We start from the raw sequence: 21,953 nt of genomic DNA on the forward strand, positions 1-21,953 counted from the left end.
CAAAACTCCTTTATCAGGATCTTTTAGGCACGGATTTACACGGATAAATTTATTTTCTTTCCGTGTAATCCGTGCCTAAATTATATCTTCATTTCTTTCAGTCCTTCTTCCAGCGTATGCGGGCGATAGCCCAATTCGCGTTTTGCTTTTTCGATGGACAGTCCGCTATTGCGTGGACGTGGCGTTGCCTCCTTCATCTCTTCCGTTGTGACCGGACAGATCAGTGAACGATCCAGTCCGAAATAATCGGCTACACGGTATGCCATTTCTGCGATAGAAAGATATTCCGCGCCACAGATATGATAAATACCGGAATCATCGGTATGCACAAGCCGTTCCACTCCGTCGGCAATATCCTCTACCCAAGTCGGTGTGCGATATTGATCGGCGACGACACGGATCTCTTGCCCTGCTTCCAAGCGGTTCTTGACTAATTGAAGGACATTGCCATGCTGTCCTGGCAACGCTTTCCCATAGACGACAACCACACGGACAATAGCATAGTTGCGACAAATACTCGCTACCGCCTGTTCTCCCTGATACTTGGTCACGCCATAGTAATTGAGCGGAGCGGGCAGATCTTCTTCCGTATAAAGACGGTCACTTCTCCCGTCAAACACAAAGTCTGTCGACAAATGGATCAATCGGCTCCCCTGATGCTCGCAACAATACGCCAAGTTCTCTACCGCCGACACGTTAATGGCATACGCCTCCTCACGGTGCTGCTCGCAATAATCCGGGACGGAAAGAGCCGAACAATTGACAACGACATCAGGACAGATATGGTCGAACAAAGCCTCCACCGCCGGATAGTCGTTGATGTCCAACCGAACGAAAGTATGGGTCCCTTCCGGACGGATATCCGGATGAAGGGAACAGCCGAATACTTCGCAGGCCCCGTTCTCCGAAAGGTTATCCAGGATTCTTCTCCCGACAAACCCATTAGCACCTATAACCAATATCTTTTTCATCAAAACATATAGATCAGAACACCCAACACACGGTGGTTCGTCACCGAATGCGTGTTTTCTATTTTACCATTTTCTGCATTCATATCTCCATACCAGGCAAGAGAAGGACTGTATTCCACTCCCAGCTTCCAGTGGGGCAGATTATAAGAGAGTTGGAGGTTGGTAGTAAACACCTGATCCACCTCCAATCCGACACCATAGGTCGGCCCGGCAATCGTCTTTCCCGTTCCTAAGTTCTTCAGATAGCCGACAAAGATTCCCGGTTTCCATTTCTTGCCATAGACTATATTCAGCCAAGTCATGGAATGACGGTAAGGCGTATACTCCTGTTCACCTGTACGCGGATCGACAGAGGTAACCGCATAACCACCCAACATACAGGCTTGCGTCAGATTGGAAGCCAGCAACGTCTTACCTGCAATCACCGAAGTGACCCGCTCGTTCACTTTATACACCCGGTCGTCCACCGTTGTTTGCTGTCGGGGTTTCAAGGACAGCACTTCCATGCCGACGCCGGCAATCAAACCATCAACTTTATAATCAGCCGAGACGTAGACTTCCGGGATGCAGCTGTTCTTGATATATTCCTCACTTTTTCCGTTCGGGCCGGCAGACAAATACTGCAACTGCCACAACACGGCTCCTGTCAGCTGCAACCCTTTGCCCGACGTGTACCGGTAACGGATCTGAGGGCTACGGTTAAACGGTTGGAAAGGCGCACCGGTCGAAAGGTTCAACATTTGCGGAGATACATCGCCGAACAACGGATGCCAGGTTTGTCCTACCAATACCGCCGATTTTCCCCAATCTAAGTTGACATAAGCATGGCGAATACGCAAGACCGCCCAGTTGCTTCCGGAGCCGCGAAAATCCGCCTCTAACTTGGCTGTTGTCACGGCTTTCCCGATATTCGGCCCCGTCACGTCTACTCCCAAACGGGAATAGAGCAGATAGAAACTCCCATTTGCCGTGGCATTCAGGTCATTACCTTCGGCATCCAAATTCTTGTCTTTAGGATAAAGGTGGAATAGCCCATCCACAATTTCAGCATTGGCACGTGAATTATAAAACAGGTCGCCACGCACCTGTCCATAAAATTTATAAGAAAAATTCTTTTTCTGAGCATGACCGGCCATAACCATGCATAAGGCCGCGAAGAGTAGCAAATATCTTTTCATTTCTGTCTTTTCAAATTGATTGCAAAGGTAAGGAAGTTTGGGATTACTGCAAAACAGGAAGAGTCTTACTACACCTTAACCTTATCCGAAAAACAGGAAATATCCTGATAAAAGCACCCCTGACACCCATACAAAAAACGGAGAGGATAACATTTTAATACATCCACACCAAGCAAGTCGTAGTTCCACTATAGGGAACCATCAGTTTTATTCAAGGATAATTCTTAGAGCTCTGAAAAACGCTTGGAAAAAGGAACAGGGAAATTCTTCGAGCCTTTAAAAGTAATACATCACAAGTCCCAATATACGATGGTTCGTGACACTATGCGTATTTACGGTCTTGCCGAAGGCTTTGTCCGTATCACCATACCAAGCTGTCGTCGGCATATATTCCATACCGATTTGCCAATGGGGCAGATTGTAGGAGAAAGCGATATTGGTAGAGAAAACTGGTCTATATCCAATCCCATACCATACTCGGTGGCGGAAACTAATACGTCGGCCGTTCCCAAGTTCTTGGTATAACCGGCAAAGAAGTGCCCCTTCCATTTCGTCCCGCAGGTGAAATTAATCCAAGATGTGGAATGCCGGAAAGACCATGCAGATGCCGGCCAGCAGTAATATCAGCTTTTTCATTCTTATAGTTTGTTACCAGTTTAACAGAGTTGAGCCACAAAGATATATATTTTCCTGTATTTCATTTGAAGAACGAAATATTATTTGTTACTTTGCTTCCAAGTTGTAAGCCTTAAAGGCCAAATCGATTATTAATGTAAACTACATAACAACATCATGGAAAGTAAGAAATTTTTACTGCAGGAGAAAGATATTCCTACAGCCTGGTACAACATCGTAGCAGACATGGAGAATAAACCGCTTCCTCCGCTCAACCCCAAAACAAAGGAACCGCTCAAGCCTGAAGATCTCTATCCTCTATTTGCCAAAGGATTGGTAGACCAGGAGATGAACCAGACGGATGCCTGGATCGAAATCCCGGAAGAAGTTCGCGACATGTATAAAATCTGGCGTCCGACTCCGTTGGTCCGCGCTTACGGACTTGAAAAAGCACTCGACACGCCGGCTCACATCTACTTCAAGAACGAAAGTGTCAGCCCTGTCGGATCTCATAAACTGAATTCCGCTATTCCGCAGGCCTATTTCTGCAAAAAGGAAGGCGTGACCAATGTCACGACCGAAACAGGCGCCGGACAATGGGGAGCTTCCATGGCTATGGCCGCCAAACATTTCGGATTGGAACTGGCTGTCTATATGGTAAAGGTCAGCTACAACCAGAAACCCTACCGCCGTTCTATCATGCAGACGTTCGGAGCCGAGGTGATCGCCTCGCCCAGTATGAGTACACGTGCGGGCCGCGACATTATCACCAAGCACCCGAATTATCAGGGAAGCCTGGGAACAGCCATCTCCGAAGCGGTCGAGTTGGCTATGCAGACGCCCAATTGCAAATATGTATTGGGTAGCGTGCTGAACCATGTGATGCTCCACCAGACAGTTATCGGCCTGGAAGCTGAAAAACAAATGGAGATGGCGGGAGAATACCCGGACGTAGTTATCGCTTGTTTCGGTGGTGGTTCAAACTTCTCCGGTATTGCATTCCCATTCCTGCGTCATAAGCTGACACAAGGAAAAAATATCCGTATCCTGGCTGCCGAACCGGCCTCCTGCCCGAAACTGACACGTGGACAATTCCAGTACGACTTCGGTGACGAAGCCGGCTACACGCCACTGCTTCCGATGTTCACTTTAGGGCATAACTTCGCCCCGGCCAATATACACGCAGGCGGTCTGCGTTATCACGGTGCAGGTTCTATCGTCAGCCAATTAAAGAAAGACGGCCTGATGGATGCTGTAGATATCCAGCAGCTTGAGACATTCAAAGCTGCCACGTTATTCGCTCAGAGCGAAGGCATTATACCGGCACCCGAATCTTCCCACGCTATCGCTGCCGCTATTCGCGAAGCAGAGCAGGCTAAAATCGAAGGCAAACCACGTACGATCCTGTTCAACCTGTCCGGCCACGGCTTGATCGACATGGCCGCTTACGACCAGTATCTGGCAGGCGACCTGACAAACTACGAAGTCACAGACGCCGATGTAGAGAAGAATCTTTCGGAAATAGAGAAGATCATTAAATAAAAACAAGATAAACTCCGATCATTTTCGTGATCTCACGAAAATGATCGGAGCAAATGAAAATAGCGCTAATAACAGGGACTCACGTCTTTTGTTATTCGCGCCATTTTCGGTTGTGTCTATGAAATATTCTAAAATAGGTATTATGAGAAAATGTCGTTATAACTTGTTGCCGGAGCAACCATATTCTGGACATTTAAGCTAAAACTTTTCTTCTTTTTATCCCACATTCCGTATGTGGTGTTGATTTCCCCTGTTTCTGCATCGTATGAATAAGTCGTCAGATAATAGGGAACCCACTCATCCTTACTCTTATTCCAGCGATATGCCTTCTTTTCTGACACTTTGCCGTTTTCATTGTAAGAAAATTCATATTTAACTTCTTTATTCAAAAGCCCATTGTCATTTAAGAAAATGACTTTTGAAATAACCTTACCATTCTCTTCCTTCGTATCATACATGTACTCTCTGGGAGAGGCTGCGCTCATTGCAAGATTACACAAGAACATAACTGCAAGAACAAGAATGCTTTTACTTAAAATCGAAGTCTTCATATAATTATTACTTTAAGATTACTTTCAAATTGCGGTGCAAATGTAGGTACTATTCCATAACCAACCAAACTTTTGCTTACATATTGTCAGCATACACATCTAATTTAACAATATTAAGCACTTCATCCGCCTTTATATGGCCTGGCATACTTACATATTGTAAGAAAATAATCATTCATATCCAAGACTTCACGTTTCATCTTCCTTAAATTCGAGTATATCCGCCGGTTGGCAATCGAGCTCCTTACAAATTGCCTCAAGAGTAGAAAAGCGTATAGCTTTGGCTTTACCCGTCTTTAGGATCGAAAGATTTGCCGGGGTAATACCGATACGATCGGCCAAATCACCCAAAGTGATCTTTCTTTTTGCCATCATCACATCCAAATTCACTATTATAGCCATATCTTACTCCTCTGATTATTCGTCAATTACAACATTATGAATTTCACCACCCGCATCTCCAGATGTTTGCCAAGCCGGAATACTCAAACTCCGATTCAAGCAATAAATACAGGCAGCAGATAATATTATACTAAGAACGGAGAACCCAGTAAAGGGCATTCCCCCATTATTTCATATACGGAACAGACATTCGGGTAATAAATTATAAGCAAGACCGAAATTCCATTCACAATCATATCCGAAAGAATACATAGACTCAAACTGCCGGAACAATAAAAAAGACATCGCTTGTGTCTTATTTATCATGATCAGATTCTTAAATTGTCAACTCCTGTTCCTCTTTCATCTGCAGACCGATTGCAAAAATACGACCTACCAATAAAGCAATCAGGCCCATTATCAATGTCATCGGCTGAAAGTCACACCAGAAATTATGTTCATAACCTTCCAACTCGAATAATCGGGTTGCCTCCCAGTAATTCGTTATCATATAAGCTTGTGTCAGTATGAAAGAGATCAGTAGATTGCGTCCGATGCGATTCAAACGGCGTACATTCATCCAATCGAATATCACCTCGTGATTAATCGCATTGATAAGCTTATAGAATTGGATGATCGCTTTTATAATAAAGAACAGACCGATCAGCATAAGGAAACTTACATATCTTGCAATTCCAACATCTTTGGATTTCGCCCAGACCAATGTCTTGATATGTGAAGCCGGATACCACTCCTGATCCTTCTGATTGAATAGCTTATCTGAAGTGGCAGCCAAAGATTTCGGCCATAAACTAAGAGTCATCGGGCTTAATATTCCCGCACTAATGTTTGTTGTTCCCTGCTCATGCGCTTCTTCAGCCTGTGACATTCCTTCTTTGAAACCGTCCACAAATGCATTACCCATCGAATAGATGCTCGGAACCAAAGACAAACCGACAAAGAAAAATATCAAAACACAGATTAAATTCAATTGCTTTTTCATAACCTATAGCATTCTTGCTTAAGAAGAAGGGCGGGCAAACCCCGCCCTACCTTCCATTATAAACCTTTTATATCAAACGGCATACGGGCAATAATACCGGATTCCGTTTCAGCCCGGCGGATCGTTGAGAACAGTTTGAATTGCTCTTCGCCCATTACAGATTTGGCGATGGAGACTTTTGCTTCATCCATCTGCTTCTCCATGAATTTGGTAAAGAAATCTTTCGGGCCATCTGCTACTATTACAGAATAATCAGTCAATTCCGCTAAAGTCGCAGCCTCTTTGATCGCATCATCCATACCGCCCAACTGGTCGACCAAACCTCTTTCCAATGCCTGTTCACCTGTCCATACACGTCCTTGTCCGATCGAATCGATCTCAGCTTTTGTCATGCCGCGGCCATCTGCGCAACGAGTCAGGAATAAATCATATGTTTGTTCTACACCACGCTGGATCAACGCCTTTTCATCTTCACGCATCGGACGACTGATGTCCCCCAAATCAGCGAATGTATTTGTCTTTACGATATCCGTAGTTACACCTACCTTATCAAATGTTCCGGTAAAATTACGGACGACACCGAATACACCGATTGAACCTGTCAAAGTCGTACGTTCGGCGACAATCTTGTTTGCGGCACAAGAGATGTAATAGCCACCAGAAGCGGCATAATTGCCCATTGAAACAACAATCGGCTTTTTAGCTTTTAACTCAACCACTTCTTTCCATATCTGTTCGGAGATATAAGCGCTACCGCCCGGAGAGTTCACACGAAAGACCACGGCTTTTACATCATCGTCATCTTTCAGCTTACGTAGCTTATTCGCCATTTCTTCCGAAATAACCTGTTCATCGGCACTGAAAGGAGAAGAAGAATCGTCGTCTCTGATTTCACCTTCCGCATACAGGACTGCGATCTTATTCCCACTGTCTTTTTCTTTTACTTTGATAGAAGCGACTTTATCGACACCGGCAGTTTTCAGCTTGCCCTTCACATCCTGTCCGGCCATTTCTTTCACACAGTTTTCCACCTCATACCGATAACGAAGCCCGTCCGCCAATTTATAATCGACAGCATTGGAAGCCTGGCCCATTGCAAGACCTTCGTTCAGGTAACGATCCAATTCGTCGGAAGAGATATTACGGCTTTTCTCGATAGCGGTTGTCAAGTTTCCCCATACGCTGCCCAAGAAAGAAGTCAACTGTTCACGATTGGCATCGCTAAACTTTTTCAGGAAAAACGGTTCTACGGCACTCTTATAAGTTCCAACCTTAAAGATATAATGTTCCACTCCGATTTTCTCAGCCAACCCAGTAAAAAACAACCCCTGTGATGCAAGACCAACCAACGAGACGCTACCTTGCGGATTTAGGAAAACAGAGTCAGCTACGCTACACAGGTAATAAGCCCCCTGCGTATAATAATCGCCGTATGACACGATAAACTTACCGCTATCCTTAAAGTCCTCCAACTCGCGGCGGATCGCCTCAATCCCTGCAAAGCCTGTAGAAAGCGAACCGGCTTCCAGATAAATACCTTTAATATTATCGTTTGCCTTTGCACGGCGGATCGCTTTGATCACATCCGACACAGCCATTTGATTGCTACTTTCTCCCATCAGTTCCGAAAAAGGATTCTTCACAGCCTGATCGACCAAGACACCATCCAAAGACAATTTGAACACCGTGTTCTTATCCGGTTTGTACTCAGAAGAGCCGTCAGCACTGGCGGCTACTCCTATGATGAAAAAAATGGAACCCATTGTTACGATTCCCAAAGCAACCAACACTCCCAGCGTGGATGCAAATACCGTTTTGAAGAATTGTTTCATAATGTTTTATGTAATTGTTGTTCGTTTTTCAAACAATATTTATCGTTTTTCGATATGCAAAAGAATATATTATTTCTGACTCCACCAAATATTTTTATTGTTTTTCGATAAAAATATCACGAAACACAGAAAATATATATTGAAAGTAAGCGTCAACCTTCATCAGAGACCAAGTCAGCTCCGGAAGGCTCTATTTAAGTGACAATCGCCATGCTACTATTGTCAAACAGCCTGCTCATAGACCTTTTGCCTTTAGTCGAAAGCCTTTTCGCCCTTGGTCAAAAGCCCTTTCGACACTGGTCAAAAACCTTTTCGACTAAGGGCGAAAAGCAAAGGAGTGGTAGTAATAGTTGTTAATACCTGTGTATTTGTTGATTAATTGATATTGTAGCCTCCTTGTTTTTTTACTTAAATATGTGGATGTGAAACCGGGGAGGCGTGGCCAACCTATTTCAGGACGAGACAATCAGACTCTTCCTAAATACTCATCCACCGTATAATTCAAGAATTGGTTGAACGGATATAAAAGTTTGAAATCTTCAACGGCCTTATCCATCCAATCCGGTTCGAAAAAGAATTCATCCGGTTTATAGGAGACGACACTGAAATCTTTGTGACGTAGGATTTCGTCATATTTGAAATCGGAAGGATAGCCGGCAGGCATACGTTTCAGGACTTCGCCCTCCATCGTCGGATATGTCTTCTTGAAAGCCGGTTTTTCCATGATGGCGACAAAATCTTCTATATTTTCATAAATGTCTTTACGGAGTGCTTTCAGCAAGGCAGGCGGCGGACACCAAACACCACCCGAAAGCAGGCAGCCACCCGGTTCAAGATGAATATAATAGCCTGCACGCTCGCTACCTCGTCCCCCACAGGAAGCCATATAGGCTGCAAAATGAATCTTATACGGAGTCTTGTCCGGTGAAAAACGAATATCCTGGTAAATGCGGAACAGGCAATCTTTCGCCTCCAATCCGGCTATTTCCGGATCGAAGAGGGCGATCCGGTCAATCAATTGTTGTACTTCGTCAATAAAGCCCTTGCGAAGGGAATCGTAACGGCTTTTATTGGCCTGAAACCATTCCCGGTTATTGTTCTGACGCAGTTCCGTCAGGAATTGTATTATTTCTGCATTCATCCTTTGATATATTATTTAAAACATAAATCCCAAATTCATATAAAACTGCAAATGCGAATTACGGTTGGACATGCCGAACGTTGCACTCAAAGGACCGGCAATACTGTTATAGGCATATCCCAGGCTGCCTCCCCAAAGGCTTTTCCCCTCCAGCAGATGAAAAAAATCGTTGTTATGAATGCCATAGTTGCCGGTCAGCGTGATATAGTTGTTCCCCGCAATACGTTGCCGGAGCTGGAGGCGAGCCACCACGACCGAATTATCCAGGATTTCCACATGATTGATCCCGGCAAAAGGCAATTGCTGAGACAAATAACGTCCGAACGTCTCCCCACCGATCGCATTTAAGAACGGAAAAGCCGTATTTCCCCCGATCAGGACACGCCCGTAAAACGCAGGCAACAAACTCAAACGTGAACTAATGGGACAAACCGTCATAAACTTCAAACCGATAGCCGAGAAAGGAGAGCTACCGTTATATTTCACAAAGTTGTCCGTATAGAGTGAATAGTCCGCCTCCAAAGAAACTCCCCTATTTGGGAAATACCGCCGGTCCAATGTTTCGAGATGTGCCGATGCGAAATAACTAAAAAAGCCCTCCGGTTTCACAGTATACAATTCATCACTCCCTGTGTAAAGAAAGGAATTATAATTAAAATATTCATAACGCAGTCCGGCCTTCACCTTAAAGCTCAACCAGTTCATATCCGAATAAGCGAATTCTGCAAGATGGTGTGTATAGGTGGTGTTAAACCGTTTATCTCCCTTCTCATAAATGTCCAAATTATTATAGCTGAACTTATACGACAAATTGAAATTGCGCAGCGGAGAACGTTCTATCGAGTAATCCAGCATAGCAGAAGATATCTTACTCCCCACACGCCCGGTAAAAGCAAAACGGGAATGATTCCGTTTCCCCTTATGATAGGTGGCATTCACCAGCACTCCGATGATTTCCTCCGAATCGAAACGTATACCTAAATTCACAGAACTTTCCGATTTAGGCTGCAAGGTCAAGACCAGATCCTGCTGGCTCTCGCCGGTCAGTTTGTAGTTTACATAAGCATAGGCATTTGTCCCGACCAGAATAGACATGGATTTGCGCAGTTCCTTCAACGTAATATGGCTGTTCTCCTTTAGCGCACAGATACGATGCAACCAGTTCAGGTCGCGCGGATCGGCTCCATCGAAACGGATATGACGGACATAGAATGTATCGGCAGGCAAAACAGGACGATGCGCCAGGCGCCGCGACTGTATAGAAAAGGTATCGGTATCCGAAAGACCGATCCTACGCTTCAAAGCCATGATTTCGTTCCAACGACGGCGAGCATCAGCTTCTCCCCTGTGTAACATCGTATCAAGAGCTGCAGGAGCAAAACTGGAAGAACGGTAAGGTTCCATATCCGGACGAAACAGCAGATCGGTCCGGTCACGGTTCCGCTCATATTTGTCATAGCCATGCAAAGCGATGATCTGCGTTGCGATATCACCGGGAGAATGCAGGCGGTCGTAACTACGCAGATCGCTCGTTGCCAAATCCACGCCGATAACGATATCCGCTCCCATAGCAAGTGCGACATCCACCGGATAGTTATTGTTCAACCCGCCATCGACAAGCACCATACTGTCCAGCCGGACAGGGGTAAACACCGCCGGAATCGCCATACTGGCACGCATGGCAAGCGGAAGGCTGCCTTTGTGGAATACATAGTCTTTACCACTAACCATATCGACCGCCACACAAGCAAACGGGATCAGAAAAGAATTAAAATCGGCCGAATCGTGATAACCGATCGTCAGGTCTGAAAAGAGGTTTTGCAAGTTCTGGCCTTTCACAACTCCATCGATCACCCGGTCTTTCTTCTCCAACCCGAAAGGCAAGGAAACTATATAACGCTCCGCCTTCTCTTTTTCAGGGAAGAGGAGATGACTACGTTTCACTTTGTCGCTCAACAACATATCCCAGTCTTGCAACTCTACCATTCTTTTGATCTCATCCGGGCTGTAACCGATAGCATACAAACCTCCGACAATCGCCCCCATACTGGTCCCAGCCACGATATCGATCGGGATACCGGCTTCCTCCAACACTTTCAATACCCCGATATGCGCCACACCTTTTGCACCGCCACCGCCCAACACGACTGCGACTTTCTTGCGTTCTCCCGCCATCCCAGGCCAGGCAAGCAAGCATATAAGCAAAAGAGACAGGTATTTCTTCATCATCACAATCCCTTTTTTAGTTGTTATCCACAGATCTATTCTTCTACGAGCAGACTCTTATCAATCGTTACTACTTCATAACGAATACCTTATTTATATCCAATGGCAAAGATATATTTTGTTATCACCTCACGCAATAAAAGGATTGAAAAAACATAGCATGTGCCGTCTACTTTCCAACAAACAACAGCTCGAACCAGATATATTCTTTCATATCAAAAGCCTTATGCCACTCTTGCGGCGACAGTTTGGCATTCCGTACATCGCAATAGCTGCCGCCCTGTAGTAATTTTCCGTCTACCAGTATTTCGCGCAAAGCACCACTGGTGTAGGAAGTAAGCGGGATCGTATCTGAAGTAGAAAAAGGGCGGTCGGGATAGGTTTCCAATAAGATACAGTGCAGGACATCTTCCAGTTCTATCTCCTTGGTTATTTGTAAAGAATCGACATTCAATGTAAAACGTGCCGTATGTTTGTGGACTGGCTCGACTGCCATCTGTAGGCGCAAAACCGTATCTTGCATAATGCAAGGCGTCTCGTTCAATATTTTATAACTCACCTTCCCGTTTTGGGAATATGCCATTCGTAACTGATACGGCCGGCCCTGGAAAGCACCGGTTATTTCCACACACTGGCTACTTGACGGAACATCCGTTTCCACATAACCGATACGGACCGGGACCGGTTGCTTAGGCGAACAGCCGGCAACCAGCCCGATCAATAGTACTATTCCAACAAAACGCATCATAGCTTATTTCATATAAACGACCATCAATACCGGATTATCATCTTCTGTCAATTTTTTCAATTGGGGATGTTCCAGGACTTCCGGATTCTTTTCTGCTTCTTTCATAATATCACCGACCTCCCAGACAGAGACCAGAGTGTTCCAGTCCAAAGAAGTCGCCGGACGCAAAGGCAAAGCACCGGGGAAGTCGTTCTTGATATAACCTCTCGGAACGGAAAAACATTCCTTTGCCTTTTTGTCGTAAAGCACCATATGACGCTCCCGTTGTTTTTCTCCCGCCCAATAATTATAAGGCATAAAAAGCAATGAATCGGTTTCTATCACCTGGTTGCGGATATATGGAGCAGCAATCGTGTTGTAGGTCTTCCAGTCACCATCGCAGGCTTCCATGCGACAGTCAATGGGGATGGAATATTTGCCTAAATCGAAGATATAACGGGGTTGGAGCTCCTTTTCCGTCACAACGAACAAAGTATCATTGTAAAACTCTTTGTAGCAAATCAAATCTTTATAGCGGAACATGTATCTGTCTATGCCACTCATCATCAGCCACCGAGTTCCGCTTTTGACTTCAAACAGGTCCGAACGATAAAAGGTATTCAATATATTCTCTTTTTGGCTGGAGATATAGATACGTTCTTTTTGTTGCCCACTGCTATTCAACATGAAGGTCGCCACCAAGGTATCATTCAACATGGCAAATTGTGCCGTTTCCTTATCCGGTATCTTTATGTCATAAAGGAATTTTCCGGTTTCCATCTCATAGACATTGATCTTCCCGGAAGTTGTCAGCATAAAGATCAATCCCGTATCCTCGTTCACATCTATCTGTTGGAAATAGTTGAATTGTCCGGGACCACCACCCCTCGAACCGATGTTCCTGACAAACTTTCCATCCGTCGTATACTGATACAACCTCGTATTACTGGAAACAAACCAATATTTACCGGTCTTTACCACCTTCCCCGAATTTATAAAATCGATCAGGCACTTATCATTCGTTTCCAACGGAACATACTGTACGGAATCGGCAATATCGCTCAACTTAATCTCCCGCTCGACACCGACTCCTGCCTCGAACGGAATGGTTATCGGATACTCCGACTCCACAGGTTCGAATTCGACAGTTACCGGTTGTTCGACATTCTTTCCCGCACAAGCCGAAAGAAACACGACTACACTCAACAGAAATACTTTTCTATATTCCATATTTATATCGATTATATTGTTCAGATATTCTATCTATTCCAAGTCGGCGTCTTTCAACATTTTCCGTGCTTTCTCTTTTTCTTCCTTACTCAGGGCGAGCGTATCGAGTTTAGCACCGCTTTTACGCAATTCCTTTTCTTTTTCCCTGGCTTTTTTAATATGTTCCTGCATCTTCTCGCGCCTCAGACGTTCATCTTCCGGCATTTGCGGTAACTGGGCGACCAAGGCACGCAGATCAGCGACAGCCAACTTCGTCTTCTTCCCATCGGGAGCCAACATCGTCACTTCATCGGCATTCCGGAAAAAGGCATCTTCACAAACCGCTTCCAAGAAAGGGCGGTAATTATAAAGATACTTTTGCGACTTGTCTGTCTTCATATAGGCTGTCAGGTAAGTGTATCTACTGAAAATCGTCTTTTGCAATTTTTCCTCCTGCTGAAAGAGTCCCGGATCGACATCCCAGTATTGTGTACTGATCTTATACAGGAAGTGCAACTGGGTTGGGTCTTCCTTCCATGCGGCATAATACAGCTTTTCCGCTTCGGGCCAACGGCCGTCCCTTTCCAAGGCATCACCTCGGAAGGTCGTCAACATATTAACTAGGAATTTTTTCGGCTGCATATTCGTTTCCGCCAGATCGAAAAGCTCATAAGCCCGTTTACGGTCGTATGTTTTTCCCAGGGAAGCGCCATACAACATGACTGTTTCCACATCCGTCGAATCTATTTCATAGGCCTTCTCCAGCAGCTCGACCCCATCAAGTGCATGACCGGACATATAGCGGGCCGCCCCCGCATATTTAAGATTCAAAAAAGAAGAATCGCCATCGGCCAATAGACCGGTATAGACTGAATCAGCCTGCTTATAATCTTTCGTCATATAGAGAGCCATCCCTTTACTCTGCCGTATCTGGCTGTTATCCGGATTATAGAACAAGGCGGTATCGCACACCTGCAAAGCTCCCTGTCCGTCCCCCATCCGCAATAACGTATTTATCAGAGAAGATGCCACACGCACATTTTCCGGGTTCAACTCCAAAGCACGGGCATACAAAGAAAGAGCGATCATCGTATTAGGACCGGTCCCTCTTTTAATATGGCAATCAGCCAGCCCGGTCAGGATAGAAGGATTTTCACCTTCGATGGAAGCAAGTATATGATAGTGTTCCGTCGCTCGACCATAATCTCCCAACTGATAATAGAGACGCGCCAACTGATAGTTGGCATAGAAGTTCATGCTGTCGGTTCCCAATACTTTACGATAACATTGTTTAGCTTCCGCTATCCTTCCGAAATTGATCGCATTCCTGGCAACGGCATTCAATGCATCCACATTGTTCGTATCCATCTTCAAGCAATGAGAAAAACACTGATAGGCCTCCTTATAGCGCAACAGTCCCTCATACGCCTGCCCGATTGCCGACATTGTAGCATAATCGGCTGAATCGGCAGGAGTAAGACTATCCGCACGTGCTACAACTTCCTGAAATTGTTTTTTATTGACCAATTCCTGAAGATTAAGACTCTGCGCCTGTCCCCAAAGGGACAGTACGCAAAGAAACAGTAATAGAGAAAACTTACATTTCATAATGGTATCGTATTAATGACCGATTCTGGTCAATTACTGCAAACGGAAAGTAACCGGAACCGTATATTTTACGGCTACAGCCATATTGTTTTGTACGCCAGGATTCCATTTCGGCATTTCCCGGATCACCCGGACAGCCTCCCTGTCCAGCGAAGGATCGATTCCACGGATCACTTCAATATTTTTCAAACTTCCATCCGTGTCGACAACGAAAGAGCAAGAGACACGTCCTTGTATTCCATTCTCCTGAGCAATAGCCGGATATTTTATGCGTGTTGCCAGATATTTCAACAACGAAGCCTGTCCACCCGGAAATTCCGGCATCTGTTGCACTACCGTAAAGACACGACCGGACGTATCGACTTCTTTAATCTGCCTCTGCACGATACGAGAGGATGTTTTTTTCTTTCCACCGGAAAGCCGGAAAGTTACCGGTACCGTATATTTGACATTAACCGCTTTGCCCCGCTGTTTTCCCGGCGACCATACCGGCATGGAGTTTATCACACGCAAAGCCTCCTCATTCAGTTCCGGACTTACCCCACGAATCACTTCTGCCTCCGAGATAGCTCCATCTTTTCCAACAACAAAAGAACAGCTAACCCGTCCCTCTATACCATTTTTAACGGCCGATTCCGGGTATCTGACATTCGTCGCCAGGAATTTCAGCAGAGCACCCTGTCCGCCAGGAAATTCCGGCATTACCTCCACAACGGTAAACACCTGGTTACGGGCACGTCTGGCAGCCTCAATTCCTTCCTCCGATAGCACATACTCCTCACGTTTTTCAGCAGGAGAAGCATCACCGACAAAAGGGAACGGCAAGATAGCCTCCGGTAGTAAGACATCGGCAAACGTGCTTTCCGTCAGTTCGTCCGTGATCCGGGCCAATGCATCGACATTGCTCAAAATCAGCAAGGTGCCCACAACCGGTATAAAAATCAGGTATTTCGTCCTCCCTATGCTCCGGGAACGTTTCTTATTCATCATGCTGATCCGATTTTTCAGATGCAGCATATTAAAGTTATTAGATAAAGAGGTCACCGATCTATTGGTATGTGCCAACCCCAAAAGGTGATATTGGTAGCTACGACTGTCATAGCCCGATTCAAGTACCGTATCATCCGCCAAATATTCCAGATTATGACGTACCTCTCTTTTCAACAGCCAGACAAACGGATTCACCCAACAGATGATACAAACCAATTCGCAAATAATCACGTCAATCGAATGCCACTGGCTGACATGCGTACACTCGTGTACCAAAATCTCATCGATCTCTTTTTCGGAATGGCTGTCGGGATGCAGAAATACCAGCCGGGAAAAAGAAAAAGGACCGGCCGGTTTATTCAACAGATGTACACGTACGTTACGGATCAAAGTCACTTCCGACCGCCGTGCCAGTAACAAGATGCTGCTCAACTGCACTAAAAAACGGAACGATAAGGCAATTACACCGCTCCAATAAAGATAAGAAATACCGGGAAGTAACAAATCATGCCAATTTGTTTGGGGAACATTGCCGGGGGTTATTGTCGTTTCGGGCAAAATGGCTGAATACATTTGTATGACTTCCACTATCGGCCCCTGCTCCCGGATCCAATCCTGAATATTCATCAGCGGATAAAGCAATGACACCCCGAAAAATGCCAACAAGATGGTACGGCGTAGTTTAAAGAAGGTGTCCTTATAAAAGAACAGCCGGTAGAAGGCATAAAGGAGTATAAAAGCTACATTTACCTTCAAGAAGTAGGCAAATTCCGGTGTCATGGCATTATGTATTTAACAGTTTATTCTCGTCCTTTTTCAATCATATCGATAATCTCTTTCAACTCATCGGTCGATATCTTCTGTTCTTTAGCAAAAAAGGAGACCATTTCCTTGTAAGAGTTCTCGAAATAGTTGTTCACCACACTTCCCATAAACGTCCGTTTATATTCCTCCTGTGGGATCAGCGGCCTGTATTCGTAAGTATTTCCGTAACGTTTCGCTTTCACGTATTTCTTACGTTCCAGATTCTTCACAATAGAAGCGAGTGTCGTATAAGGAGGCTTAGGCTCTTCATACTTCGCCAGGATGTCTTTGATAAAACACGGCTCGATCTGCCAGATCCAGCGCATTACATCCTCTTCCTGTCTTGTTAATCTTTCCATGTTTCTATATTATTTTTTACGATCGTATCGCAAATCTACGAATACATCGTAAATATGCAAGAAATAATGCGTTAATTTGTATTAACAATTAATAATCCATCATCTATTCGCTGCATGCGCCAAAAAGGAATTTATCTATAAGCAGCCACACCAAAACATCCCCCTATATTAATTAATGATTTTATATACTCCAAGGGGACACTTTTTAAGCATGGGATTTCACTTTTTCCGACGATAAAAAGTATTTGAATTAGCAGTTTTTACATGGAATCTGTATAGTTTATAAATAACCAACATTTTTTGACAAAATAGCTATTAGAGCTTAACATATATTATCCGTAAAAGGCTTGACAAACAAGCTTAGCTAGTGTATTTTTGCATTGTGGTTTTTTCATAATAGTATTAGATTTAAGGTTAACAAAGTTGGTTAGGGGTTGTCGAGATGACAATCCTTAATTTTTTATATACCTGCCTCTTTCTTTGCACATCTTGTTGCCTGTCATATTTTCATGTTTTTATAGTGCTTTTATAGTACGCCACTGATAAAAAAGTCTTACTTTTAAGCCGCATAATTGACAAAGAATCTATATAAATACAATATCATGAAAATGCTATCTTTTATTTTGGTACTCCTTTTAGGGGGTTTTATGCCTGCCGGGAATCTTTTGGCTTCAGACAAAGAACAAAATCCTCATTACATTACTGTGAAGAACAGCCGGGACCTACAAGCCTATTTCCGGTATGCTCCCGATCGCCCGATTGTAATCAGTGGACATCGTGGTGGAATGCTAGACGGCTATCCGGAGAACTGCATCGAATCATTCGAAAAGACCTTGTCCTATATGGAATCGTTTTTCGAGATAGATCCGCGTTTGACAAAAGACGGGATAATCGTATTGATGCACGACGAAACCATCGACCGGACAACTACCGGGAAAGGAAAGGTTTCAGATTACACTTATGCAGAACTGCAACAATTCAATCTGGTGGACCGAAACGGCAACGTGACAGCCTTCAAAATTCCAACTTTAAAAGAATGCCTGGAATGGAGCAAAGGCAAAACAATCCTGAATTTGGATATCAAGGATGTACCTTTAGAAGTTATGGCCGATTTTATAGAAACAGAAAAGCCTGTTAACGTCATGTACACGGTACATAACGCCAGTCAAGCCCGCTATTATCTCGACCGGAAACTGGATGCGATGTTTTCTTGCTGGTGTAAGAATCGGGAAGAATTCGATAATTATGAAAAAGCCGGCATCCCCTGGAAACAGGTAATGGCTTATGTAGGCCCGAAGATGAAGCCTGAACAGCAACCACTGTATGACGCTCTGCACCGTAACGGAGTCATGTGCATGATTTCCGTTGCTCCGACACATGATCGCGCGAAAACGGAAACAGAGAAAACCGCCGGTTACCGATCAGAGATCAGCACTCGTCCCGACGTGATCGAAACGGACTATCCGTACCTGTTTCAAGGACTCGATTTAACAAAATAACGCAGTTTAAAGGACTCTTTATAGCCGATTAAAATCTTTTTGCTATTTATGCTCATCTGATTAACAAGTATTAGCGACAAAATGCTTGACAAACGCTCTTGACGAGTGTATCTTTGCAATGTGGTTTTTTCATAATAGTATTAGATTTAAGGTTAACAAAGTTGGTTAGGGGTTGTCGTGAGACAGCCTTTAATTGTTTATAGAGGTTCCGTTTCTTCTCCCACATACAAATCGTATACGAAAAAGCCGGTCAGGACAGCTTATAGAGATTTCCCGGCAACGCTTTTACCTTCCCGTTTATTTCCAGTTCGAACAATAGCATAGAGAGTTGATGTACCGGTATCTCCAACACTGAGGCAAGCTCGTTGATATGGATCTCATTCCGCGTTCGCATAATGGCTAAAACCGGATTTTGTTCCGAGGTGAATGTTTCCGCCTCGGCGAAAAACAACTCCGTTTGAACGGGAGTAGCCCCAGCTTGGATATCCCAACAAAGAGCGGAGAGCAGATCGTCCGCAGAAGTGATCAGGCCGGCTTTATTTTGTCGGATCAAATTGTTGCATCCTTTGGAATGGCTGTCACCGACACGCCCTGGAAAGCTATAGACATCCCGGCCATAAGAGAATGCAATATCGGCAGTTACCAAAGAGCCTCCTTTTTCTGCCGATTCAACCACGATCGTACAATCCGAGATTCCGGCGACAATCCGGTTCCTCCGGAGGAAATTTGGACGGTCTGGTTCTGTACCGCTGGGAAAATCGGTCAACAGACCGCCCGATTCCAGCATTTCGACAGCCGTATTCCGATGGCAGGAAGGATAGATACGATCCAAGCCATGCGCCAGCACAGCAACAGTCGGAAGTCGGTTGTACAAAGCGTTCCGGTGGGCACAGATATCGATGCCGTAAGCCAATCCACTCACGACCAACAAGTCCGGGATCACTTTTGCCAAGTCTTTTATAAGGGATTCGGTAAGCTCCCGACCATATTCGGTCGCGTTGCGAGTACCCACAATACTGATGATACGGGTTGCATCAAGGTTAGTATTTCCCTTAAAATAGAAAAGTATAGGGGCATCCGGACATTCTCTCAAGCGCACCGGATAATCTGTATCAGTCAGATAATAACAGGAAATATTGTTTTTCTCGATAAAAGCCAACTCTTTTTCCGCCCGTTGCAAGATTTCCGGGCGTTTGATTTCGGCAGCAATATTGCTGCCGATACCAGGGATCCTTCCTAACAACTGTTGCTTTTCAGTAAACACAGCCTCTGCTTCTCCCAAAGCCTGCAGGAGATGACGCGCCAGGATATCTCCCACGCCGTTTATCATAGTAAGGCCGATTTGGTAAATCCGTTTGTCAGTCATGTATGTTCTATTCTTTTTAGCATTTCGTCGAAATATTCACCGCGTGTCAACTTTCCGTTCTCAACGATAACCGACTCGACGATTCCTTTCGTCGCCAATGCATTGTCAGAAGCCCTATATATATCCTGCTCGAATACGAGCTTGACTCCTTTTTTATAGACATTGAGGCAAGAGATATAGCTGTCGCCGCTCTTGAGCGAGGTCTTATACTGGATTTCTACCCGCGATACAAATCCGTCAACCCCTTTTTCGTGCATCTTTCCGAAGTTCTCACCAAGCGACTCCAAGAATTCATGCCGAGTATGTTCCATATAATGCTGATAATTGGAGTTGTTGACCACTCCTTGCAGGTCGCATTCGTAGTCACGGACCTTGTCTGTCAGTTTAAAAATATACTCTTTCATTATTCAAATACCTTTTCAAGTTGAACCTTTTCCATTTTATACAATCGGTCAGACGGCCGAATCTTCTCGTTCACCTTGAGAGAGAACCGTTCACCTTTAACGGTCTCGTCCACCGGCTTCAAGTCCACACGGATTTCTTCTATCGTCTGCATAACCGCACCCGTTGTCGGTCCGGTAATCAGGATCTCATCACCCACTTTCAGGTTACCGGATTCCATTTCGAACTCCGCCACGCCGATCTTGTCGAAATATTTGATTCCTTTGGCAACATACACTTTCTTCTTAGTCGCGCCGGAGCCATATTTGCTACTCCACTCACCCAACCGTTGCCCCAAATAATAGCCGTCCCAGAATCCTCGGTTGAACACACTGCGCAGGCGTTCGTCCCAAGCGGCAACTTTCTTTTCATCGAACGTGCCATTGCAATAGGCACGCACAGCTTCCTTATAGCATTCGGTCACCAGGCGGACATATTCAGGACCGCGGGCACGTCCTTCGATCTTGAATACCCGTACACCTGCATCCATCATCTTATTCATGAAATGAATTGTCTTAAGGTCTTTAGGCGACATAATATACTGGTTTTCGATATCCAGTTCGATATTGCTGTCTTTATCTTTTACCGAATAAGCACGCCGACAAATCTGCATGCAAGCTCCCCGGTTGGCGGAAGCGTTCATTTCGTGCAGGCTCAGGTAACATTTACCGGAAACGGCCATACAGAGAGCTCCGTGGGCAAACATTTCGATACGGATCAGTTCTCCTTTCGGTCCCGTAATCTGCTGGTCGACGATCTGCCGATAGATTTCATGCACCTGTTTCAAATTCAGCTCACGCGCCAAGACGACAACATCGGCAAAACGGGCATAGAATTTCAGTGCTTCCGCATTGGAAATGTTGAGCTGTGTGGAAAGATGCACCTCCTGTCCGATGCTGTTGGCATAGTTCATAGCTGCCACATCGGCCGCAATGATCGCTGAAACTTCCGCCTCCTTCGCCGCATCGATAATCTCGCGCATCAGAGGCAGGTCTTCCCCATAAATAACCGTATTGACGGTCAAATAGCTCTTAATACCGTGCTCACGACAAAGCGCAACGATCTTGCGCAAATCGTCTGTCGTAAAGTTATTGGAAGAGCGCGAACGCATATTCAATCCTTCGATACCGAAATAGATAGAATCGGCTCCCCCTTGGATAGCCGCCATCAGTGATTCGTACGAACCGACAGGCGCCATTATTTCAAAATCTTTCTCGTTCAAGTTCTTATACATTTACTGGTTCGTTCGCAAAGGTAGGAATAATATCCGAGAAGAATTGCATGGGTATCCGTTTCTCAGAGCATCAAAATCGTGATCAAATACCATTTTCTATAAAGATTTGCAAAACAACCATCATACTGGCATTGTTGTCCTTTAGAATCTGTTATTCAATACCTTAAGACATGATAGTTTCTATTTTTAACTATCATACTACTATCATGCAACTATCATGATTTCAGCTTATCATTTTATCTATATCATTGACAGTATGACATTTGTACTTTTTAT

Annotated in this window: 19 protein-coding genes; 2 read left to right on the top strand and 17 right to left on the bottom strand. The window is 44.8% G+C overall.

Translation table 11 applies throughout. From position 1 onward, the window contains the following. Positions 1–80 precede the first annotated feature (80 nt). The 3 genes from rfbD to BHV83_RS08865 form a co-directional block, all read right to left on the bottom strand. On the bottom strand, positions 81–971 hold the full coding sequence (gene rfbD / locus BHV83_RS08855; protein WP_122115622.1) for a dTDP-4-dehydrorhamnose reductase: 891 nt from the start codon (positions 969–971) through the stop codon (positions 81–83). Then, on the bottom strand, positions 971–2,149 hold the full coding sequence (locus tag BHV83_RS08860) for a DcaP family trimeric outer membrane transporter (protein ID WP_286757409.1): 1,179 nt from the start codon (positions 2,147–2,149) through the stop codon (positions 971–973). Before BHV83_RS08860 ends, rfbD begins: the two co-directional genes overlap by 1 nt. Before the next feature lie 276 nt (positions 2,150–2,425). Further along, a complete protein-coding gene (locus BHV83_RS08865) occupies positions 2,426–2,698 on the bottom strand; it encodes a hypothetical protein (protein WP_224204833.1) in 273 nt (90 codons plus the stop codon). 243 nt (positions 2,699–2,941) lie between these two features. Between BHV83_RS08865 and BHV83_RS08870 the strand changes: the two genes are divergently transcribed. Next, on the top strand, positions 2,942–4,306 hold the full coding sequence (locus tag BHV83_RS08870) for a TrpB-like pyridoxal phosphate-dependent enzyme (RefSeq protein ID WP_119216168.1): 1,365 nt from the start codon (positions 2,942–2,944) through the stop codon (positions 4,304–4,306). 140 nt (positions 4,307–4,446) lie between these two features. Here BHV83_RS08870 and BHV83_RS08875 read toward each other — a convergent pair whose 3' ends face one another. The 11 genes from BHV83_RS08875 to BHV83_RS08925 form a co-directional block, all read right to left on the bottom strand. Then, positions 4,447–4,857 (bottom strand): DUF3836 domain-containing protein, encoded by a 411-nt coding sequence (locus BHV83_RS08875; RefSeq protein WP_005633231.1) that lies wholly within the window; start codon positions 4,855–4,857, stop codon positions 4,447–4,449. A 189-nt stretch (positions 4,858–5,046) separates the two neighbouring features. Further along, entirely contained in the window at positions 5,047–5,259 is a 213-nt protein-coding gene (locus tag BHV83_RS08880) for a helix-turn-helix domain-containing protein (protein ID WP_005633234.1), read from the bottom strand. 316 nt (positions 5,260–5,575) lie between these two features. Beyond that, the gene (locus tag BHV83_RS08885) at positions 5,576–6,241 is read right to left on the bottom strand and encodes a DUF2975 domain-containing protein (RefSeq protein WP_005644815.1); all 666 of its coding nucleotides are present in this window, start codon (positions 6,239–6,241) and stop codon (positions 5,576–5,578) included. Positions 6,242–6,297: 56 nt separating this feature from the next. Then, positions 6,298–8,073 (bottom strand): signal peptide peptidase SppA, encoded by a 1,776-nt coding sequence (sppA, locus tag BHV83_RS08890; protein ID WP_122205469.1) that lies wholly within the window; start codon positions 8,071–8,073, stop codon positions 6,298–6,300. A gap of 466 nt (positions 8,074–8,539) precedes the next feature. After that, a complete protein-coding gene (locus BHV83_RS08895; protein WP_286757410.1) occupies positions 8,540–9,214 on the bottom strand; it encodes a DUF2461 domain-containing protein in 675 nt (224 codons plus the stop codon). 15 nt (positions 9,215–9,229) lie between these two features. Further along, on the bottom strand, positions 9,230–11,440 hold the full coding sequence (locus tag BHV83_RS08900; RefSeq protein ID WP_182387865.1) for a patatin-like phospholipase family protein: 2,211 nt from the start codon (positions 11,438–11,440) through the stop codon (positions 9,230–9,232). Positions 11,441–11,609: 169 nt separating this feature from the next. Continuing rightward, a complete protein-coding gene (locus BHV83_RS08905) occupies positions 11,610–12,188 on the bottom strand; it encodes a hypothetical protein (protein ID WP_229032837.1) in 579 nt (192 codons plus the stop codon). A gap of 3 nt (positions 12,189–12,191) precedes the next feature. Beyond that, positions 12,192–13,397, bottom strand: a complete 1,206-nt coding sequence (locus BHV83_RS08910; protein ID WP_286757411.1) for a DUF4934 domain-containing protein — start codon at positions 13,395–13,397, stop codon at positions 12,192–12,194. Positions 13,398–13,430: 33 nt separating this feature from the next. After that, the gene (locus BHV83_RS08915; RefSeq protein ID WP_005644834.1) at positions 13,431–14,984 is read right to left on the bottom strand and encodes a tetratricopeptide repeat protein; all 1,554 of its coding nucleotides are present in this window, start codon (positions 14,982–14,984) and stop codon (positions 13,431–13,433) included. 33 nt (positions 14,985–15,017) lie between these two features. Then, a complete protein-coding gene (locus BHV83_RS08920) occupies positions 15,018–16,754 on the bottom strand; it encodes a M56 family metallopeptidase (RefSeq protein ID WP_286757412.1) in 1,737 nt (578 codons plus the stop codon). Between the two features lie 20 nt (positions 16,755–16,774). After that, a complete protein-coding gene (locus tag BHV83_RS08925; RefSeq protein ID WP_005633254.1) occupies positions 16,775–17,137 on the bottom strand; it encodes a BlaI/MecI/CopY family transcriptional regulator in 363 nt (120 codons plus the stop codon). 608 nt (positions 17,138–17,745) lie between these two features. Here BHV83_RS08925 and BHV83_RS08930 point away from each other — a divergent pair. Further along, on the top strand, positions 17,746–18,636 hold the full coding sequence (locus tag BHV83_RS08930) for a glycerophosphodiester phosphodiesterase family protein (RefSeq protein WP_122205479.1): 891 nt from the start codon (positions 17,746–17,748) through the stop codon (positions 18,634–18,636). Between the two features lie 250 nt (positions 18,637–18,886). Here the strand turns inward: BHV83_RS08930 and dprA are convergent, their stop codons facing one another. From dprA to BHV83_RS08945, 3 genes are read right to left on the bottom strand one after another with little or no spacing between them, the layout of a single operon-like run. Continuing rightward, a complete protein-coding gene (gene dprA, locus BHV83_RS08935) occupies positions 18,887–20,002 on the bottom strand; it encodes a DNA-processing protein DprA (RefSeq protein ID WP_005633257.1) in 1,116 nt (371 codons plus the stop codon). Then, complete coding sequence (locus BHV83_RS08940) at positions 19,999–20,406, bottom strand: acyl-CoA thioesterase (RefSeq protein WP_008156366.1); 408 nt, start codon at positions 20,404–20,406, stop codon at positions 19,999–20,001. Before BHV83_RS08940 ends, dprA begins: the two co-directional genes overlap by 4 nt. After that, positions 20,406–21,677, bottom strand: coding sequence for a peptidase U32 family protein (locus BHV83_RS08945; RefSeq protein ID WP_005633262.1), 1,272 nt, complete (start codon positions 21,675–21,677; stop codon positions 20,406–20,408). The genes BHV83_RS08940 and BHV83_RS08945 overlap by 1 nt, the downstream gene beginning before the upstream one ends. Between the last annotated feature and the right edge of the window lie 276 nt (positions 21,678–21,953).

The organism is Parabacteroides sp. merdae-related_45_40 (assembly GCF_001915675.1).

Excerpts from the sequence above, each read along its gene's own strand:
- BHV83_RS08920 (WP_286757412.1), bottom strand. The coding sequence starts at position 16,754 with ATGACACCGGAATTTGCCTACTTCTTGAAGGTAAATGTAGCTTTTATA.
- BHV83_RS08860 (WP_286757409.1), bottom strand. The coding sequence starts at position 2,149 with ATGAAAAGATATTTGCTACTCTTCGCGGCCTTATGCATGGTTATGGCC.
- BHV83_RS08915 (WP_005644834.1), bottom strand. The coding sequence starts at position 14,984 with ATGAAATGTAAGTTTTCTCTATTACTGTTTCTTTGCGTACTGTCCCTT.
- dprA (WP_005633257.1), bottom strand. The coding sequence starts at position 20,002 with ATGACTGACAAACGGATTTACCAAATCGGCCTTACTATGATAAACGGC.
- BHV83_RS08940 (WP_008156366.1), bottom strand. The coding sequence starts at position 20,406 with ATGAAAGAGTATATTTTTAAACTGACAGACAAGGTCCGTGACTACGAA.
- BHV83_RS08945 (WP_005633262.1), bottom strand. The coding sequence starts at position 21,677 with ATGTATAAGAACTTGAACGAGAAAGATTTTGAAATAATGGCGCCTGTC.
- BHV83_RS08930 (WP_122205479.1), top strand. The coding sequence starts at position 17,746 with ATGCTATCTTTTATTTTGGTACTCCTTTTAGGGGGTTTTATGCCTGCC.
- BHV83_RS08895 (WP_286757410.1), bottom strand. The coding sequence starts at position 9,214 with ATGAATGCAGAAATAATACAATTCCTGACGGAACTGCGTCAGAACAAT.
- sppA (WP_122205469.1), bottom strand. The coding sequence starts at position 8,073 with ATGAAACAATTCTTCAAAACGGTATTTGCATCCACGCTGGGAGTGTTG.
- BHV83_RS08925 (WP_005633254.1), bottom strand. The coding sequence starts at position 17,137 with ATGGAAAGATTAACAAGACAGGAAGAGGATGTAATGCGCTGGATCTGG.
- BHV83_RS08900 (WP_182387865.1), bottom strand. The coding sequence starts at position 11,440 with ATGAAGAAATACCTGTCTCTTTTGCTTATATGCTTGCTTGCCTGGCCT.
- BHV83_RS08910 (WP_286757411.1), bottom strand. The coding sequence starts at position 13,397 with ATGGAATATAGAAAAGTATTTCTGTTGAGTGTAGTCGTGTTTCTTTCG.
- BHV83_RS08870 (WP_119216168.1), top strand. The coding sequence starts at position 2,942 with ATGGAAAGTAAGAAATTTTTACTGCAGGAGAAAGATATTCCTACAGCC.
- BHV83_RS08875 (WP_005633231.1), bottom strand. The coding sequence starts at position 4,857 with ATGAAGACTTCGATTTTAAGTAAAAGCATTCTTGTTCTTGCAGTTATG.
- BHV83_RS08905 (WP_229032837.1), bottom strand. The coding sequence starts at position 12,188 with ATGATGCGTTTTGTTGGAATAGTACTATTGATCGGGCTGGTTGCCGGC.
- rfbD (WP_122115622.1), bottom strand. The coding sequence starts at position 971 with ATGAAAAAGATATTGGTTATAGGTGCTAATGGGTTTGTCGGGAGAAGA.
- BHV83_RS08865 (WP_224204833.1), bottom strand. The coding sequence starts at position 2,698 with ATGGAAGGGGCACTTCTTTGCCGGTTATACCAAGAACTTGGGAACGGC.
- BHV83_RS08880 (WP_005633234.1), bottom strand. The coding sequence starts at position 5,259 with ATGGCTATAATAGTGAATTTGGATGTGATGATGGCAAAAAGAAAGATC.
- BHV83_RS08885 (WP_005644815.1), bottom strand. The coding sequence starts at position 6,241 with ATGAAAAAGCAATTGAATTTAATCTGTGTTTTGATATTTTTCTTTGTC.